This window comes from Streptomyces sp. NRRL B-1140 (assembly GCF_001280065.1).
GTDB lineage: Bacteria > Actinomycetota > Actinomycetes > Streptomycetales > Streptomycetaceae > Streptomyces.
In genome coordinates, this window is the sequence record NZ_LGEA01000113.1 from 28554 (window position 1) to 46398 (window position 17845).

Below are 17845 nucleotides of genomic sequence, written 5' to 3' on the forward strand. Positions count from 1 at the left end.
GGCGCCGCCAGAGCACAACCCGGACGCAATAGGAGGAAGCCCTTGTTCGAGCGCTTCTGCGGGCGCTGATGCGAGAACGTGGACCCCCACCGCCAACTGTGGCCTGTCGGCCTTCACATGAGCGCCACCTGGAGCAGCCCATCAGGTGTGGCGTGTAAGCTACGTGCGTGTCAACTCCGTCGAAGCCCGGCCGTTCGAACAGGAAGCCGCGCGATGAGTCCGGGCAGCGTCCGGCGTCAGGGCCCATCATCCCGCTGATCCACCGTTCCGTCGTTGCCGTCACGAACTACGTCGAGCATGGTCTCCGCGCTGCTGGGTACGACATCTCGCCGCCGCGCGCGGGAAATGTGATGCGAAACCTGACCCCTGACGGGGTGACGATTGTTGATATCGCGCGGGCGTGCGGGGTGAGCAAGCAGGCCGTCAGTCGGCAGGCAGAGGCACTACGAGAATTGGGTTACGTGGTCATCGAGACCAGCGCCGCTGACGGGCGGGTGAGGATCGTGAAGCCGACAGCCAAAGGCCTCCAGTCCAGATACGTCGCTGACCACGTGTACGAAGAATTCGAGGCTGACCTCGAAAAACGGGTCGGAGCGGCCGATGTCGCAGCCTTCCGAAGGGTCATGGCAGCGATACATGAAATCGGCGAGGGTACCGACACGACATGAGAGTGACCCAAGTCAAGGGAGTGAAATGCCGGTCAGCAGGGAACGGCTTTTCCCGGGGCGGCGGGTTCCTCGGACAGCACGAGGTCGAGGAATTCGAGTCGCCCACCTTTCCTTGGCGTTGACCTCGCAGTCCGCGACGGTCGAGTGCATCGCTCCTGATCACCGCCGGGAGTAGGTTGTTCGACAGCCTCTGCCCCGCCCAGCGGACGCACCGAGCGGGGCGAAGGCGACCGGAACCCTGTGGCTCCGGCCCCCAGTGAACCGGCGGAAGCGGATCGGGCGGCTGCGGCCTCGCCCGCGTGGCCGTGCAAGCCGGTGACGATCTCGGTGAGCTGGGCGGCGACCTCGGCGTGGTTGGCTGCGAGACAGCCAGTCGATGGCGTTCTTCAGGACTGCCGGAATGCTGCCGATGTACTCGGGGCCTATGGGCCGCGGCGGTCGACCGCACGACGGGTGCTCATCAGGCGGTGGACCTCGCGCCCAGTACGAAGTCGGCCGCGCGCTCTCCGATCATGATGGTCGGACCGTTCGTGTTGCCGCTCACCAGGGTGGGCATGATCGATGCGTCGGCGACCCACAGGCCCTCGACCCCGTGCACCCGCAGCGTCGGGTCGACGACCGACTCGCTGTCCACACCCATCCGAGCCGTGCCGACCTGGTGCTGGCCCGTCACCGTCGCCCTGCGGACGTACTCCCGTACTCGCTCGCGGGTGCCGAAGTCCGGCCCAGGATGCACCTCACCCTTGTGCAAGGACTGCAGGGCCGGCTGCTCCCCGATCTCCCTGATCTTGAGCAAGCAGTCGACGAGGACCTCGAGGTCGTCAGGCTCGGAGATGTACCGCGGGTCGATCAACGGCGCCACGGTCGGGTCCGCGGAGCGCAGCGAGACGGTCCCCCGGCTGAGCGGGTGCAGCACCTGGCCGGTGATGGTGAAGCCGTACTCCGGCAGCCGCCCGCTGATGAAGGGGTACACGAAGGACATCAGCATCGGCTGCACGTTCGGAGCCAGCAGCCCCGGCCTGGTCCGGCCGAACACACCGGCCTCCAGTCCCTGGGTCTTGGGGAACACGGGCTCGGCCGTCTCGAAGATGACCGGGCTGGTGACGTGGTCCTGCAAGTTGCGCCCGACGCCCGGTACGTGCACCTGGACGTCGATGCCCAGCGAGCGCAGCTGCGCCGCGTCACCGATCCCGGACAACTGCAGAATCTGTGGGGTGCCGAAGACACCCGCGGACAAGACCACGCGATCGGACCGGACCTGGTGGAGCTCACCGCCGCGCAGGTACTCCACGCCTGTGGCCCGGCCGCCCTCGACCAGGATCCGGATGACGGTGGCCCCGGTGACCACCGACAGTCTGGGGTTGTCGGCAACGGGGCGGACGTAGGCCTCCCAAGACGAGACCCGGCGACCGTCGCGAATGGTGGTCTGCAGGTAGCTGACGCCATCGCTGAGCCCGCTGTCGTCGTTGTAGTCGTCGTTGTAGGGGTAGCCGGCCTCCTCGGCCGCCTCGACGAACGCCCTGACGATCGGGGAGGGATCGGGCAGGCGCTGGATGTGCAGCGGACCGCCCACGCCGCGCCCCCCGACTGCTCCGCCGTCGTAGTCCTCGAGCTTGCGGAAGTACGGCTCGACCTCGCTCCAGGTCCAGCCGGCCGCACCCTGCAGCACCCAGGCGTCGTAGTCCGACGGGACGCCGCGGGCGTAGATCATGCCGTTCAGGGAGCTGGTGCCGCCCAGAGTGCGGCCCCGCGGCTGCAGCAGCTCCACGCCGTTGGCGCTGGTCTGCGGCACAGTCCGGAAGTTCCAGTCGAACTCCGAGCCCAGCAGATGCACGGACTGCAGCGGGTCGTGGATGGCCTCGGCCTCGTCGGACGGGCCGGCCTCCAGCACCGTGACCGCCAGGCCGGCATCCAGCAGGCGGCGCGCGACGACGGCACCCGCCGAGCCGGCGCCGACCACCAGGGCCTCCGGCCGGTCGTTGTTGGATGTGCTCATCTGTCATGCTCCTCTCGTGCCCCTCGGTCGCCGAAGGGGACATGGTCCGACGCGGTGGTCACCGCGGCAGGTAGGTGCTCTTGAGGATTTGGTAGGCCTCGAGACCCTCCGGGCCGAGCTCGCGGCCCATTCCGGAGGCTTTGGTGCCGCCGAAGGGGGCGGCCGGGTCTGCCAGGAAGCCGTTGACGCCGATCGCGCCGGTGTCGATCCGGGAGGCCACGGAGAGCCCGCGCTCGACGTCGGGGGTCCAGACAGTGCCGCCCAGGCCGTACGGGGAGTCGTTGGCGACGCGTACGGCGTCGTCGTCGTCCGTGTACTTGATGATCGACAGCACCGGCCCGAAGATCTCCTCGCGGCCGATGGTCGAGCGGTTGTCCACGTCCGCGAACACCGTCGGGTCCACGAACCAGCCCTGCTCACGGGGTCGGCCGCCGCCGGTGGTGAGCCGGGCGCCCTCCGCCTTGCCCTTGGCGATGTAGTCCTCGACGCGCTTCTGCTGCTGAGCCGTGGCGAGCGGGCCGACCCGCGTAGCGGGGTCGAGCGAGTCGCCTACGGGCAGAGAGCGGACGAAGTCGGTGATGGTGTCGACGACCTCGCCGTAGCGGGAAGCCGGCACCAGCACGCGGGTGCCCAGGTAGCAGGACTGCCCGTTGTTGAGCATGGTGGCCATGAAGAAGCCTTCGAGGTCCTGGGTGAGGTCGGCATCGTCGAGGACGATCGCCGCCGCCTTGCCCCCCAGCTCGAGGGTTACCGGGCGCAGCATCCGTCCGGCTGTCTCGGCCACCCAGCGGCCGACCTTCTCCGAGCCGGTGAACGACAGCTTGTCCACCCCGGGGTGCTCCACAAGGTAGGCGCCGGTCCTCGGGCCGCCGGGCACGATGTTGATCACACCGGCCGGTAGCTGGGCCTCCTCGGCGGCCTCGGCGAACAGCATCGCGTCGAGGACGGTCTCGGGGCTGGGCTTGATCACCAGGGTGCAGCCCATGGCCAGCGCCGGACCGTACTTGTGGGCGCCGATGGTCTGGGGCACGTTCCATGGCACGATCGCGCCGACGACCCCGACGGGCCGGCGGCTGACCCGGATCCGGCCCATGACGCCGTCGCGCTCGCTGTCGAACTCGATCTCGCCGGTACGCAGCATGTTCGCGTAGTAGCGCAGCATCATCTGAGGCATGGTGTTCTCTGCCCGGCCGGAGATGGCGATCGGCATGCCGTTCTGCGAGGAGACGCGGATCGGCATCTCGTCCGCGCGGGCGTCGAGTGCGGCGGCGAAGCGCTCGATGGCGTCCGCCCGGCGCTCCGGGGCCCAGTTCGCCCAGCCAGTGGGGTCGTCGAAGGCCTTGCGGGCCGCAGCCACGGCCGCGTCGACGTCCGGCTCCAGGGCCTCGGGTACACGTCCGATGGCCTGTTCCGTGTTGGGCGAGATCACGTCGATCGTTGATGACGACGAGGGGGCGACCCACTCGCCGCCGATATAGAGGGACTTGTACATCAGGCTCATCGCGTGCTCCGCACGATCGTGGCCCCGTGACTTTGGTCCAGGGGCGCTTGGGGTTGGCAAAAGGTGCCGTCGCGGAGCATCGCTGAGCGCACGTCGGCTCGTCGTCGCGCGGGGCAGAGGGGTACGTCGGTGTGGTGCTATCCCTGAGCGATCTTCTTGTCGTATCGGGCCCGCGAGACCAGGTCGGCCGCTGCGGACCGGCGAGGAAGACAGCCCGCTCGAGCTGTTGTTCCTCGTCGGGAGGCTGTTCCCTCGGGGCAGGGAACCCGAGCTGCGGCGGGCGTCAGCCCGGCGTAGGAAGCCGGGTGAGCCGCGGACAGGAAAGCGGTGCCGTCCCCGGTGTTACCAAGGATCCTTGTTCCCGTCCTGGACGCCGATCCCCGGCATGGACGTCAGGACCGCGGCAGGTGTGATGTCGTCGATCAGGATCCGGGCCGCAAAGCAGAACCGGTCGAGCAATGTCGGCACGGCTGGCTGCTGGATGCGCGGGCCGACAACCCGCTCAAAGTACGGGTGGATCATGTAGCACACGATCTCAGGGGGTGTGGGTGTCGATACGAGCCCGGACCAAGGTGCTGTTCCGCTGGCGCCGCTGGCCTTTGCCGTTCCAACGAGGGCCGGTGGAGCGGAAGACGTCGTCGGTGACGGCGGCATTCGTGTAACCCCCGTCGGCGTAAATCACGGTGCCGGTGACGAAGTTCGAACTCGGACCGGCAAGGAACAGAGCCGGTCCGATGAGATCTTCCTCGCTCGCGAGCCGGCCCAGAGTCATCCTGCGTAGCCGCTCGTTGCGTTCGACCTCGGTGTATTGGGTGGAGTCGGTGGCGCCGCGGGCCAGGCCCATGCAGCGCACCCCAAAGGGGCCGAGCGACTGGGCGACTGAGCGGGTAAGCCCGTCCACTGCGGCCCGCGATGTGCCGTACAGAACGGCACTTCCGGCACCCAGCACGCCCATGATCGAGGTGATGTTGATGATCTTGCCGTACCCGCGGCGGGACATGCGCTCACCCAGCGACTGGCAAGTGAGGAAATAACTCTTCAGACCGATCGCCATGCTTCGGTCCCACTCCTCCTCTGAAATGCCAAAGAACTGACCATGACCGCCCCAGAGTGCCGTGTTGATCAGGATCTCTATATCGCCGATCTCCGACTCGGCGGCCTGCGCCATCTCGTCCGCCGCGGCGCCAGAGGTGAGGTCCCACGTCCCATATCCGACTTTGCCCGGCGTGCGCTGCGCGAGATCAGCGGCGTTACGCTCAAGAAACTCCGCGGAATCTTCCCAGTCCTGGATATAGACCGATGCACCCTGGTCGGCGAAGGATTCTGCCAGCACCCGTCCGAAACTTGCTCCCGCGCCGGTGACGAGAACACCCTTACCGTCGAACTGCCCCATTTGGTTACTCTCCTTTTTGCGCTTTGCACACGCGCGGACCAGCGAGCCTGTTGCGCGACGATCCAAAGTGCTGCTGAGCTGATTCACGCGTCAACGGCAGTGGGGTCCACGAAGTCTTTCCAGCCACCCTTTTCCCGATGGGCTGGCTTGCCTGAGTACGGCGCGGTGATGAACTCCCACTGATGCCCATCCACCGGGTCGTGGATGTAACACCCCCGGCCGCCATAGAGGTTGTTCACACCGGGCTCGTCGTAGAACATGTCCTGATACGGCTGCACACCGTGGCGCTTCAACTTCTCCAGCACGATGTCCAGTTCTCCCTCGGACATCAGAAAGGCCAGGTGTGTTGTCGGGATGTGGTCATTCGCGACGTTATCCTCGATGTTCTGGAACTCGATGTCAGTCTCACCGGTGTGCACCCGGACGAAAGGTCCGAACGCAGTGGCCTCCGACTCCACCATATCGGCCAGGAATTTGGCCGCCGCCCACTTGTCCTTGGTCAAGACGATCGTGTGGTTCAGCGATATGGCCACCGTTGCCTCCGAACGAGATGTCGACGCTAACGCATTCGAACGTACTCCCACGTGCAGCAGATCGTCAACCTGTTGACGACTTGATTGGGTCGAGTCCCCGTTGCCGGGGCGCGCAGGCCGGCGAATCGTCCACCGAGACGGTCCAGCCCACGTCGTCATGGGCGGCCGCGTCCTCGAGGACGGCCGCGAGGACCCATTACCGTGTGCCGTCCATGGCCCACCTGATCAGGCGCTTGTGTCCGGCCTGAAAGGGGCCGAGCTCTTCTGGCAGAACGCGCCAGGGTGAGCAGGTGCGGTCCACGCGTCAGCTTCCACAGCCCAGCGGTGGTCGGCCCGCCCGAGGCCACGGACCGGAGCGGTCGGCATCAACAGCTCGATCCGGTCCCGCATCGCATCAGTGATCACCCATCGGACAGACACATCCGATCAACTGATCAACCCAGCAAAGAGACCCGCTCTAGAAGACGAGCGGACGCGTTTCCCCCGGGGTGCGGCCGAAACGGCTCCGGAAGACCCGGGTGAAGTGGGCCTGGCTGGCGAAGCCCCAGCAGTGGGCGACTTCGGCGATCGTCAGATGGCGGGAGCCTGGATCGGCGAGCACCTGCCGGGCCTTGCCGAGCCGCTGTTCGAGAATGTAGCGGGAGGGGCTCACCCCGGCCGGCTGGAAGATACGGCTCAGGTGCCGCGCGGACACTCCGACCGCCTCGGCGACCTTCTCCGAGCTCAGCCCGGGGTCGGCAAGGTGCCGGGCTATGTAGTCCTTGGCCACCGCCAGCTGGGAGAGCGTGGCGGGCGGCGCGGAACCGCCGAGCGCCGGTGCGGCCAGCGTGCGGACGAGGTCCAGCACGGTGGCCTGGGTGCTGACCGAGTCCTCGCCGCCCTCCCCCGTCACCCAGCCGGCCAGCAGTGCCTCCAGTGCGGACGTCCGCGCACCTTCGGCCGCCGACGTCCTGCCGAGCAGTATCGGCGCGGATACCTCGCCGGGGGCACATTGCGCGGCGAACACCTCACGGGGGATGTCCACCAGAAGTTGCCGCATGGGAGAGGGGAAACCGAACAGATAGGGCCGACGCGTGTCGTAGAGGATCACGTCGCCCGTCCGCAGAGTGACGCAGCCGCCCTCGTGGAAGAACACCCCGCAGCCCGCTGTCAGCAGCGTGACGAAGATGGAGTCCTTCGGCAGGGTCCGACAGGTCTGTGGGGTCCGTTCGATGACGTGCTCGTTGCCGGCGATCTCTGCCAGCCGCAAATCTCCCAGCTCGACGTTCGTCTCCGTGGCCAGCAGGCCCTCCTGCGCGTATGACGAGCAGGTCAAGCCCACCAGGGCCTGTCGGTTGTGTTCTTCCCAGAAGTCGATGCGGTCCGCCGGATCGACCGACTGCGTGGACACGCAGGAGACGATAGGCAGGTTCACCTGAATCTCCTTTCCAGCCCGTGCATTCCCGACGACTGTGAGGCAGGACCGCTCTGCTGTGACGCCAGGCCGTCGATGCGGTCGCTGGGCTGGGCCTCGTGCTCTGACGTGAGGGGCCGTCAGAGGTGCGTGGTGGTGTCTCCCGGCGAGGGTACCCCCGGTGCGCTGCCGCGTCACGGGCCGCGCCTGAAGCCAGGACCAGCGTTCGCACTGGCGTGGCCGTGCGCCGGCAGCCGGGTGAGAACGGTCGCCGTCCGCCGGGCCGAGCGGTTCAGACGGTCGAGGAGCCGTCATCGACCGGAGAGTTCCGAACGCTGGGAAAGAGCCGCGCCGGGGAGGACCGCCCCCGTCGCCACAGCAGACGGCAAGTGGAAACGGGGAGCGGACCTCAGCACCTCTTCAGCCTCTCTTCTCGCGGTCTGAGGTCCCCTGCACCGCGGTCCCGGATGATGCCGCGCAGGGAACGAGGTGGTCGGGGCGGTCACGGTGTGCGCCCGGATGGACGAGGATCTTGACCTGGTTTCCCGGACCGTCCAGCAGCGCCTCGAAGCCGTGGGGAACCAGGGCGTCGAGAGCTATGGTCGAGGTGACGACCGGTGTCAGGTCCAGCCCTCGCTCCGCGACGAGCCGGACGAGTTCCGGATAGGTGTCGCGGTAGCCGACGCTGGCGACGATCGACTGCTCGTTGTTGACCAGCGCGAAGGTGTCCAGGGATACCTCCCGGGCCAGGCCGACGAGGACGACCCGGCCGCCGCGCCGGGCCGCGGACAGGCAGGTGCGCAGGGCGCTCTCGGATCCGACCACCTCGAACGCGACATCGACGCCCTCACCACCGGTCAGCTCTCGTATCCTCTCCCCCGCACCTTTCTCCGGGCCCGCGTCGATCAGATCGGTGGCGCCGAGTCCGGCCGCGCGGCGCAGGCGAGCGGGGGAAACGTCGACGGCGACGATGCGCCGCACGTTGCGTTCCGCGGCGAGCCGGACGGTGAGCAGGCCCACCGGCCCCAGGCCGACCACCGCCACGGTGTCCGGGGTGGGCCCGGCACGCCGCAGTGCGTGCAGGGCGACCGAGGCCGGTTCGAAGAGTGCGGCCTGCTCCAGTGACACGGTCTCCGGGAGGCGGTGCGCCATGTAGGCGGGAATGACGGCGTACTCGGCCATGCCGCCGTTCCCCATCAGCCCGGCGAACCCGAAGTGCCGGCAGATATTGTACTCGCCTGCGCGGCATCGCGGGCAGGCCCCGCACCGGTAGTTCGGTTCGACCGCCACCCTGTCACCGATCGTCAGGCCGGTCACCGACGGTCCGAGGGCCGTCACCGTCCCGCAGAACTCGTGGCCGAGGACGAGCGGGGCTGTGGCCCCGGAGCCGGGATGCGGCTCCGCGACGGGGATGGCGTGCGGCCCGTCGGCGTACTCGTGCAGGTCGCTGCCGCAGATACCGCAGTAGGCGACCTCGATGAGCACCTCGCCGCGCCGAGGTGTGGGAACCTCCACCTCGGCTATGCGGACGTCCCTGGCTCCGTACCAGACAGCGGCCTGCATACGCTGCGTGCCGGCCCTCATTCGGCCGCTCCCGTCACCATCGCGCCCGAACCGACCGCGACCGCGGCCCGCTCGGCCCGCCGGCGCAACACCCGCGGCGCCGTCTCCCGCAGGCCGAGGGAGAACAGGACGACGGCGACGGCACCGCCGGCGGACATGAACATGGCCGTCTGCAGGCCCCAGACGTCCGATGCGCGCCCGGCGATCATCGGGGCGAGGAAGCCACCGGCCAGCTCGCCGACCCCCATGACCAGGCCGAGTGCGGTGGCCAGCGCTGCACGGGGCACTGTCTCGGCGGGGATGGTGGCCATGAACAGGGTGAAGCAGCCGAGCCCGGTGTAGGTGAGCACGACGACCAGGCCCAGCACCACCGGATCGGTGACATAGACCATCGCGAGCGGGCACAGGGCCGCTGTGGCGGAGAACGCGATCATGGTCGGCTTGCGGCCGATGCGGTCGGAGACGGCCGGGGTGAGGAAACCCCACAGCACCCACCCCGCGCCCAGGCAGGTCATGACTGCGCTCATGGTGCTCGGGGAGAAGCCTTTGACGGTCAGCAGGTAGGTGGGGGTGAAGGTGACGATGACGATGAACCAGGTGAGGTAGCAGCACGCGACCGCCATGCACAGGACGATGTTGCGGTGCCCCAGAACCTCCCGCACCGACGGCTTCGGGGCGGCCGTCGTCTCGGGGACGGCCTCGGCATCGGCGGTGGCGACATGGATCCGGCCGCCGGGCGGCACCTCCCTCACCGACGTGGCGATCCAGGCCGCGATGAGCAGACCGGGCACGATGGTGACGAACAGGGCCGTGCGCCAGCCATGGAGCTCGGCCAGCCACACCACCGCCGGCGGAGCGAGGATCCCGCCCATCAGGCCGGCCGACGAGCCCTGGAGCAGCCCCATGTTGAGACCGCGACGGCTCTCCCGGGACGCCTCCACCATCAGCGACTGGGCCAGCGGCAGCACGGCTCCCTCCGCCACGCCCATCAGGGCCCGCGCGACGAGCAGACCGAGGAAGCCGGTCATGAGCCCGCCCGCCGCGGAGAAGCACGAGAAGAGGAGTACCGCGGCGATCAGAATGGGCTTGCGTCTGCCGAGCTTGTCCGACAGACGGCCGGCCACCAGCCCGGACAGTGCCCACGTGAGGGCCAGCACTCCCGACAATGTGCCCAGTTCGGTGTTGGACAGATGGAAGTCCTTGCTGATGAACGGGGCAAGGAACGGCAGCGCCTGGCGGTCGAAGAAGACGAATCCAAAGGCCAGGAAAAGGATCAGCAGCAGCCGGTTCTCATAGCGGTGTGCTGCACCGTTGCCGGCCGCGGGCGCTTCCGCGCCGGGCCGCACTCGGGTACGGAAACGTGACATCGGAACCTCGTTCGGAGCGGCGGGACCGAGGTCACCGGAAGAGCGAGTTGACGTAGTCGGCACCGATGCCGACTTTGTCGTAGTGATTCCTGCACAGCTCGATGTAGTCGTGGACATCGAAGTAGCCGGTGGTTCCGCCGTCCTCGTCCAGCCAGATCAACGGACCCTTGACGATGAAGAACGCCTTCATCGGCTCGTCGCTCTCGTAGGCCACCAGCGTGTGCCCCTCGCCCGGAGCCTCGTAGACGAAGTCACCCGCCCGCGCGGTCCAGGGGCGCTCCAGGTAACCCCACTTGCCGGAGATCGTGTACGCGAACACCTCGTGCGGGTGGTAGTGCCGGTTGACGAGTCCGGCCTGCGTGGCGCAGAGGATGTCGGCCCAGGAGTTGTCCTTGACGTTGATCCACAGGGGGCGTGAACCCACGGTGTCGCTGAGCGGCGCGTAGTACCGGTCGTCGTCTGTGGCCACCTGGGACAGGTAGACCTCCGGCTGTGCGTCGGGTTTCACCGAGTCGGTGATCGGCTTGAGGCCCTTCCAGAATTCCGACTTGGCTTCCTCGGGCATGTTTCGGCTCCTTCTCGTCGAGGTGGCCGACAGTGAACCCTGAGAACCGAGCGCGGGTCTTTCCCGTGGCGGACATGGCGGATTGCCTGTTCGGGACATGCGCGGGCCGCAGTCGTTGACCGCAGTGCCGCCTCCCTTGGGTCTGGAGCGGAAACCCCCTGATCTTCGATGTCCGTCAAAGCGGATCAAGCCCACTCCGGCTCCAGCGGCAATGAGGATCGGGTGGCTGGCTCGGCGTAGTCGTGGCATCGTCCAGTCGCCAGGTCCTCGCCGTGCTGGTGACCGCCAGACGGCCGTCGCATCGATGGGCTCGACCGCTACATCCGCCGTGCACGTGATGACGCCCGGCATGGAGCATTACGTCAAGAGCCGGTACACCGCGGCTGTGGCGTGCCCGCCTGGCCGGCCGCGGTGAAGCCGAACGACGTGGTGGCGCCCGGTGAAAGGGAACCGTTGTGGGCGGCATTGCGGACGGTGGCCCGGCCCTGGGCCGCTGACAGGGAACCGTTCCAGAGGCTGGTGACGGTCGAGCCGTTCAAGTCCCAGGCGACAGACCAGCCGGTGAGTGGGCCGGTGCCGGTGTTCTTGACCGTGACCTCCGCCTGGTAGCCGCCGGACCAGGACGAGACGGTCTTGAAATCGGCGACACACGTCTCGGGTGCGGGCTGGGGGCCCGGGCCCGGTCCGGGGTTCGTGCCGTAGGTCAGGCCGTGACCGTACGGGAAGAGAGGGCCCTTGCCGTCGCCGTCGTTGATCGGTTGCTGAGACGCACTGCGCATCCAGGTCATGGGCAGTTTGCCGCTGGGCGCATGGTCGCCGAAGAGCACGTCTGCTACTCCGCTCCCCTCCGTGCCGGGCAGCCAGGCCGCCAGCAGGGCCTTCCAGTCGGGCAGTTGGGCGGCGATGTCGAGCGGACGGCCGGAGACCAGGACCACTACGACAGGTACTCCGCTCGCCTTCAGCCTGGCGAGGGTCTGCAGGTCCTCCTGGTCCAGTTCCATGCTCCCAGGCCGGTCTCCACGCATCTCCGCATACGGTGTCTCTCCGACGATCGCCACGGCGGCCGAGTAGCCGGCGTCGATGCCGTTGCCGTAGCGGTTGTACGTGACCTGGGAGGAGCCGGCGGCGGCCCGGATGCCCTCAAGGATCGTGGTGCCCTCGGTGATCGGGCCACTACGGCCCTGCCAGCCAAGGGTCCAGCCGCCGCTCTGGTTGCCGATGTCGTCGGCGGACTTGCCGGCCACGAACAGCTTCGCGTTCTTCGCCAGCGGCAGGATGCCGCCCTCGTTCTTCAGCAGGACCTGCGAGGCGCGTACGGCCTCGCGGGCGAGCGACCGGTGCTCTGCGGATCCGACACCCGTCGTGTACGAGCGGTCGGTGAGCGGGTTCTCGAAGAGGCCGAGCTGGAACTTCTTGGTGAGGATGCGGCGGTTTGCGTCATCGACGCGAGCGACAGGGACCCGCCCGGCGGTCACTTCGGAGCGCAGCAGGCCGAGGAACTTCTTGTAGTCCTGCGGAACCATCACCATGTCCACGCCCGCATTGACGGCCGTGGCGATCTCTGCACCCGTGAAGCCGCTCTGCCCGTCCAGCTGGTCGACGGCGGCCCAGTCGGACACGACGAACCCGTCGAACTTCAGCTCGCCCTTGAGCAGGTCGGTGACCAGGTACCTGTGTGCATGCGATTTCACGCCGTTCCAACTGCTGTACGAGAGCATCACCGAGCCCACACCCCGCCGCACCGCCTCCTGGAAGGGCGGCAGATGGATCGCGCGCAGCTCGGCCTCGGACAGTTCCGTGTTGCCCTGGTCGACGCCGCCGGCGGTTCCGCCGTCACCGAGGTAGTGCTTGGCGGTGGCGAGCACCGAGGCGGGGCCGGCGCCCAGGGTCTCGCCCTGCAGGCCGGTGATGAACGACGTCATGGACGTGGGCAGTTCGGGCTTTTCGCCGAACGACTCGTACGTGCGTCCCCACCTGTCGTTGCGGGCCACACACAGACAGGGAGCGAAGGACCAGTCGATGCCGGTGCCGGCGACCTCCTCGGCGACCGCGCGCCCGACCCGCCGTACCAGGGCGGGGTCCCGGGCGGCGCCGAGACCTATGTTGTGCGGGAAGATCGTCGCCCCGTACACCGCGTTGTGGCCGTGCACGGCATCGATGCCATAGATCATCGGGATGGCGAGTGGGGTACCGAGAGCCGTGCGCTGCAGTGAGTCGTAGGTGTCCGCCCACGTGCGGGCGTTGTTGGGGCTGACCGTGGAGTCTCCGCCGGAGAGCACCGAGCCGATGCGGTATGCGGCGAGGTCTGCCTGCGGCACCAGGGCATCCTTCTCGACCTGCGTCATCTGCCCGAGCTTGTCGTCGAGCGTCATCCGGGACATCAGGTCGGTGACACGGTCTGCCACCGGCAGGGCGGAATCCCGGTACGGCAAGGCCTCGGAAGCCGTCGAGGCGGCGGATCCACCGGCTCGAGCGGGCAGTGCCGCGCCGGTCAGGCCGATCACTGTGAGAGCGGCGGCGCACAGGGCGGCGACGAGCGTGGGACGTCGGGAGGACGGGGCGAGGCTCTGGCTCATGGCGTAAGGCCTTTCCGGGGGGCGCCGGAGGAGCGAGGGAGCGGAATGGTTGCCCCGGGGCCCACCCTTTCGGCATGGGAGTGGAGGGCAGGCCCCGGGGCGGTCCGGTGAGGAGATGGTGCGACGTGCCGCACCGGGTCACGCGCAGGCGGTGCCGTTCAGGCTGAACCCGGTCGGCCTGGCGAACGAACCGCTGTAGGTGGCCTGGAAGCCGAACGTCTGGCTGCCACCGGGCGCGATCTGCGCGTTGTGGCCCAGGCCGCTCGCCGTCACCGCCCCGGAGGAGGGGGAAACGGTGGCGTTCCAGGCGTTGCTGATCCGCTGTCCGGAGGGCAGGGCGAAGGACAGCTTCCAGGCGTCCAAGCGGGACGAGCCGGTGTTGGTGATCGTGACGTCGGCGGTGAAGCCGCCCTCCCAGACGTTCGGCGCGTAGGTCACCTTGCAGCTCGCCTTCGGGTCGCCGGGGTCACCCGGGTTGCCCGGATTGCCCGAGCCGCCGGTGTTGACGGTCGACGAGAAGGAGTTCACCGCGAGTCCCGCACCGTTGTGCCACGGCTCGAAACCGGCCTGCACGCTGGTCAGATACCAGTCGTTCTGCGCCATCCCCCGGGAGACGGTCTGCCGGACGAAGTCCATGACGTCGAAGCTCCATCCGCTGATCGCCGAAGGGGCGACGAAGGAGATCACGTCGTTGGAGCCGTTGTTGCCCGTCCACACCTGCCAGCTGCGTCCGCCCACGGAGGCCGTGCCGCTCGGGGAGCCGATGGGCTGGATCGAGCCGACCTTGTTGAACCAGATCATGATCTCGGTGCGGTTCACCCCGTCGGTGCGGGGCGTCGGATCCAGCCAGATGTCGTACGAGGCGTTGTACGAGGCGTCGCCGACGAAGCCGTAGGAGATGCTGCTGGGCGCGCTGCTGATGCCGTTGATCCGAGCCGGGAGGTTGGTACCCGGTGAACAGTTGGTGTAGTGGCAGCCGTTGTAGACGGAGGGGTAGGACTTCGGGGCGCCGTTGGTGGGCACGGAACCGTCGGCCTGAGTGACACGGAAACCTGTGTCGGTGGCGGTGACACACTGCGTCGCGCTGGTTCCCCAGCGGTTGTTCTGGACGACGTAGCGCCCCTGGATGACCGTCGAGCCGAACGGCTGACAGATCGTGGTGTCGGCCTGCGTCGCCGGCGCGACGGCCACCAGGGCGGCCAGGGTGGCGAAAGCCGTGAGCAGCGCACCGAACAGGGTGCGCGCGGTGAGTGGGTGACGTGGTGACGATCGCATGTGGGGGCCTCTTCGGGAGAGTGGAGCGGACGGGTGACGCAGATGCGGGACGCCCCGCCCGATGAATGTTGGGAGCGCTCCCACTCATTGCTTCGGTGAGGGACTGTAGAAGCGCTCCATGTCCCTGACAACCCTTCAGACGGTGAATCCAGTGAAGTGATCTGGAATGGCCAGGTCACGGGTCGACGGGAGGCGCAGTGGCGCTGCGTTCACTCGGGCGTGTTCGGCAGCGCTCCCCAGGCTGCGCGAGGAGTCGTCGGCCCGGGCCGCCGCACAGCCTGTAACGGTCGCACCGTCGGGGGCGTCGCGGTCCGCCGGGCCGACTCGTTCGAACCGGTCCCGGCGGACACTCACCGTGTCAGAGGATTACGGCAGCGGCGGGTAGGCGTTCTGCATGAGCTGGCGGAACTGGGCGGAGAACCAGTGCCCGGCCACTGGCGCGTTCGGCAGGGCACCGGTGGGGTTGTTCCCGTTGCGGGCATTACCGCCGTAGGTGGGGTCGCACATTCGGTCGAAGCCCTTGCCCTCGTCGTTGGGGACGGCGGAGCTGGAGCCGTCGGACTCCCCCGGCGGCTTGACCCACACGTAGGCGTCGATGCCGGCGGCCGGAGCCGCGGTGTGCCGCTCGCCGAGGCCGGCGCCGCTCTGGTTGCACCAGTTGCCGGCGTGGATGCGCCGGTCGATGCGGCTGCCGTTGACGTAGTCGTCCACCGAGGTCTTCGGCCCGGGACCGGCCGGCCGTGCGGAACCGCCCCAGCCGTTGCGCGAGGTGTCGATCAGCATGCCCAGACCGGAGTTGAAGCCGGCCGCGACGAGCTTGTCCCGCAGGGCGAGTGCGAACGACTGCTCATCCACGTACTGGTTCCAGTCCACCCACTTGGACTGCCGAACCGTCTGACCGTTCACCGAGTCGGTGACCTTGTAGTGCGGCTCCTTGGTGGGGCTGGTGTTCGCGGTGTTGACGATGAACCCGGCCACGTCGTTCACGCTCGCGCCGTTGGTGGTGGCGGTCCTGTAGAACTCCTGCACGGCGGGGCCCAGGTTGCTGTCCCAGCCCAGCCAGCCGTGGTGACCGGCGTCGATGTAGTTGTAGACGTTCGGAATGGCGCCGAGCTTGTCGAGAGCGTAGGCGACGCCCTTCTCGTAGTTGCCGTTGGCCTTCATGGCCACGCAGGCGTCGGTGGTGGTGGGGGTGCCGCCGGCGTTGGTGACCAGGTTGGGCAGCGAGTCGGGCTCGATGACGGTGGCGACCCTGAGGGAGGCGTACTTCGACTCGGAGAGGATCGAGGCGATGGGGTCGATGTACTGGGTCTTGTACTTGTCGAGGTCGTTCGGGCCGAGTTCGCCGTTGGACGCGAGGGCGGCGCAGTCGCGTCCCGGAAGGTCGTAGATGACCAGTTGGATGACCAGGTCGCCGGAGCCCTTCTGCTTCAGGGCCTCGTCGAGGTGGGCGCGCAGACCCATGCCGCCGTTCACACCGTTGATCGCGGCGATGCGGTCGAGCCAGACGGCGGTGGGCTCGTCGGCGATGCGGCTGCCGCCCGGCTCGGCGGCGGCCTTGGCCGACCACTCCGGGTTCACATAGGCCTTGGCTCCGACGTAGGGATTGGCCACTCGGCCGTCGGTGCCACCGCCGTTGTCGCCTCCGTCCCCTCCGTCGCCCGGATCGCTTCCGCCATCGACGTTGCAGGTCACGCCGTCGAGAGTGAACGTGGCGGGGATCGCGTTGCTGCCGCTGTAGCTGCCCTGGAAGCCGAAGCTGACCGAACCTCCGGTGGCGAGCGAGCCGTTGTACCCCTCGTTGGCGGCGGTGACGGCCGCCCCACTCTGGCTGATCTTGGCGTTCCAGCCGTTGGTGACCCTCTGATTACCGGAGTACGACCACTTCACCGACCAACTCGACTTGGCGGACGCGTTGTTCGTGATGGTGACGGCGGCGGTGAATCCGGTGTCCCACTGGTTCTGCACCTTGTAGTCCACCGTGCAGGGCGCGGCGGCGGTGGCGGCACCGGCGGGTGCCGCAAGGAGCGCAGTACCGGACGTTCCGGTGAGGAGCGCGAGAGCGGCGAGCAATGAGGTCCTGGTGCGACTCATGACTGGGGGTTCCTTCTCCTTTGGGGATGTTCTCTGCTGTTCGATGCGCAGGCGATCACGCAGTCAGGTGCCGTACGACGGCGTTGCACCGTCGCATTCCGAGATCAGCGGGGTTCCGGTCACCGGGGGCTTCGCTAGGACGCCGGCACTTGCACACCCTTCGGGCCACCGGGGACGCCCCGTCCAAGAACGGGGCGTTGACGGTGTGCAGGCGATGGAGTGGTAAGCGCCTGGTACTGGCTGCCGGCAGGGGATGCGTACGTCCGAGCGGCGCACCGCTTGTCGGCGTGCCGACGGCGGTGCTGGTCGACCCTCGGATCCTGTCGTGCGCTGCGAAACGGTCCGGGCTGATCCTTCACGGCGCCGACGGGTTCACACCCGCTCGATCCGGTGTGACGCGTGTGGAGGCTACGAGATCGTTGCCGCCTACCGCGGCTCCGAGCAGTGAAGGTGGGGGGTGTCGCATGAGCGACTCCTTGCAGTTTGGCGCCCCTTGACCGGCGCGTCGACTGATGGAACCGCTCCCACTGGTGCGAGCAAGGTAGCGCCGAACGGCACGGTTGCCCAGAGGTTCTGCGAAACTTTCGATGAACTCAACCGTTCTCCGTCTTCGACTCTTCAAGCGTCTTGACCGCTGTCATGCTCATCCCCATTATGGGAGCGCTCCCACTGGCCAAGAGTTGTCCTTCCCCGAGCCGCTAGCCGCTAGGAGGAACCAGTTCATGGATCCCGGACGCAATCGCAGAACAGTTCGGCGGGTGTGGACCGCCGTGGCGGCCGCTTTAGCCCTACCCCTGTCGATGCTGGCCACCGGCACACCGACCGCGCAGGCTGCGGCACTTCAGTGCAGTGTCGACTACAAGACGAACGACTGGGGCTCCGGTTTCACCGTGGACCTCACCCTCACCAACCGCGGCACGG

At 67.9% G+C, this 17845-nt stretch carries 15 protein-coding genes and 1 pseudogene; 2 read left to right on the forward strand and 14 right to left on the reverse strand.

Translation table 11 applies throughout. From position 1 onward, the window contains the following. The first annotated feature begins 167 nt into the window (after window positions 1-167). On the forward strand, window positions 168-668 hold the full coding sequence (locus ADK65_RS38670) for a MarR family winged helix-turn-helix transcriptional regulator (RefSeq protein ID WP_159038831.1): 501 nt from the start codon (window positions 168-170) through the stop codon (window positions 666-668). 159 nt (window positions 669-827) lie between these two features. Here the strand turns inward: ADK65_RS38670 and ADK65_RS39995 are convergent, their stop codons facing one another. The 14 genes and pseudogenes from ADK65_RS39995 to ADK65_RS26090 all read right to left on the reverse strand — a co-directional run bounded on the left by ADK65_RS39995 (window position 828) and on the right by ADK65_RS26090 (window position 16924). Further along, window positions 828-1094, reverse strand: coding sequence for an NAD(P)H-dependent oxidoreductase (locus ADK65_RS39995; RefSeq protein WP_078956148.1), 267 nt, complete (start codon window positions 1092-1094; stop codon window positions 828-830). A 34-nt stretch (window positions 1095-1128) separates the two neighbouring features. Then, complete coding sequence (locus ADK65_RS26035) at window positions 1129-2664, reverse strand: GMC family oxidoreductase (RefSeq protein WP_053673189.1); 1536 nt, start codon at window positions 2662-2664, stop codon at window positions 1129-1131. 58 nt (window positions 2665-2722) lie between these two features. Then, on the reverse strand, window positions 2723-4165 hold the full coding sequence (locus tag ADK65_RS26040; RefSeq protein ID WP_053673191.1) for an aldehyde dehydrogenase: 1443 nt from the start codon (window positions 4163-4165) through the stop codon (window positions 2723-2725). Between the two features lie 342 nt (window positions 4166-4507). Beyond that, a complete protein-coding gene (locus tag ADK65_RS26045; protein WP_053673193.1) occupies window positions 4508-4687 on the reverse strand; it encodes a hypothetical protein in 180 nt (59 codons plus the stop codon). Between the two features lie 13 nt (window positions 4688-4700). Then, window positions 4701-5558: an SDR family NAD(P)-dependent oxidoreductase gene (locus ADK65_RS26050; protein ID WP_053673194.1), complete on the reverse strand. Its 858-nt coding sequence runs from the start codon at window positions 5556-5558 to the stop codon at window positions 4701-4703. An 83-nt stretch (window positions 5559-5641) separates the two neighbouring features. Then, a complete protein-coding gene (locus tag ADK65_RS26055) occupies window positions 5642-6091 on the reverse strand; it encodes a hypothetical protein (RefSeq protein ID WP_053673196.1) in 450 nt (149 codons plus the stop codon). Window positions 6092-6170: 79 nt separating this feature from the next. Next, a pseudogene (locus ADK65_RS39385) lies at window positions 6171-6511 on the reverse strand (transposase); the annotation flags it as partial. A gap of 37 nt (window positions 6512-6548) precedes the next feature. Next, entirely contained in the window at window positions 6549-7505 is a 957-nt protein-coding gene (locus tag ADK65_RS26060) for a helix-turn-helix domain-containing protein (RefSeq protein WP_234352963.1), read from the reverse strand. 399 nt (window positions 7506-7904) lie between these two features. Beyond that, complete coding sequence (locus ADK65_RS26065; RefSeq protein WP_234352964.1) at window positions 7905-9068, reverse strand: 2,3-butanediol dehydrogenase; 1164 nt, start codon at window positions 9066-9068, stop codon at window positions 7905-7907. Beyond that, window positions 9065-10414: an MFS transporter gene (locus ADK65_RS26070; RefSeq protein ID WP_078956145.1), complete on the reverse strand. Its 1350-nt coding sequence runs from the start codon at window positions 10412-10414 to the stop codon at window positions 9065-9067. The genes ADK65_RS26065 and ADK65_RS26070 overlap by 4 nt, the downstream gene beginning before the upstream one ends. Before the next feature lie 31 nt (window positions 10415-10445). Next, window positions 10446-10979: a 2,4'-dihydroxyacetophenone dioxygenase family protein gene (locus ADK65_RS26075; RefSeq protein ID WP_053673203.1), complete on the reverse strand. Its 534-nt coding sequence runs from the start codon at window positions 10977-10979 to the stop codon at window positions 10446-10448. A 362-nt stretch (window positions 10980-11341) separates the two neighbouring features. Further along, complete coding sequence (locus ADK65_RS26080) at window positions 11342-13555, reverse strand: glycoside hydrolase family 3 N-terminal domain-containing protein (RefSeq protein WP_053673205.1); 2214 nt, start codon at window positions 13553-13555, stop codon at window positions 11342-11344. Window positions 13556-13693: 138 nt separating this feature from the next. Then, entirely contained in the window at window positions 13694-14830 is a 1137-nt protein-coding gene (locus ADK65_RS26085) for a GH12 family glycosyl hydrolase domain-containing protein (RefSeq protein WP_053673207.1), read from the reverse strand. 366 nt (window positions 14831-15196) lie between these two features. Further along, window positions 15197-16924, reverse strand: a complete 1728-nt coding sequence (locus ADK65_RS26090) for a glycoside hydrolase family 6 protein (RefSeq protein WP_053673209.1) — start codon at window positions 16922-16924, stop codon at window positions 15197-15199. 722 nt (window positions 16925-17646) lie between these two features. Here ADK65_RS26090 and ADK65_RS37455 point away from each other — a divergent pair. Then, the coding region (locus ADK65_RS37455; protein WP_159038832.1) for a hypothetical protein at window positions 17647-17845 on the forward strand (199 nt) is incomplete at its 3' end.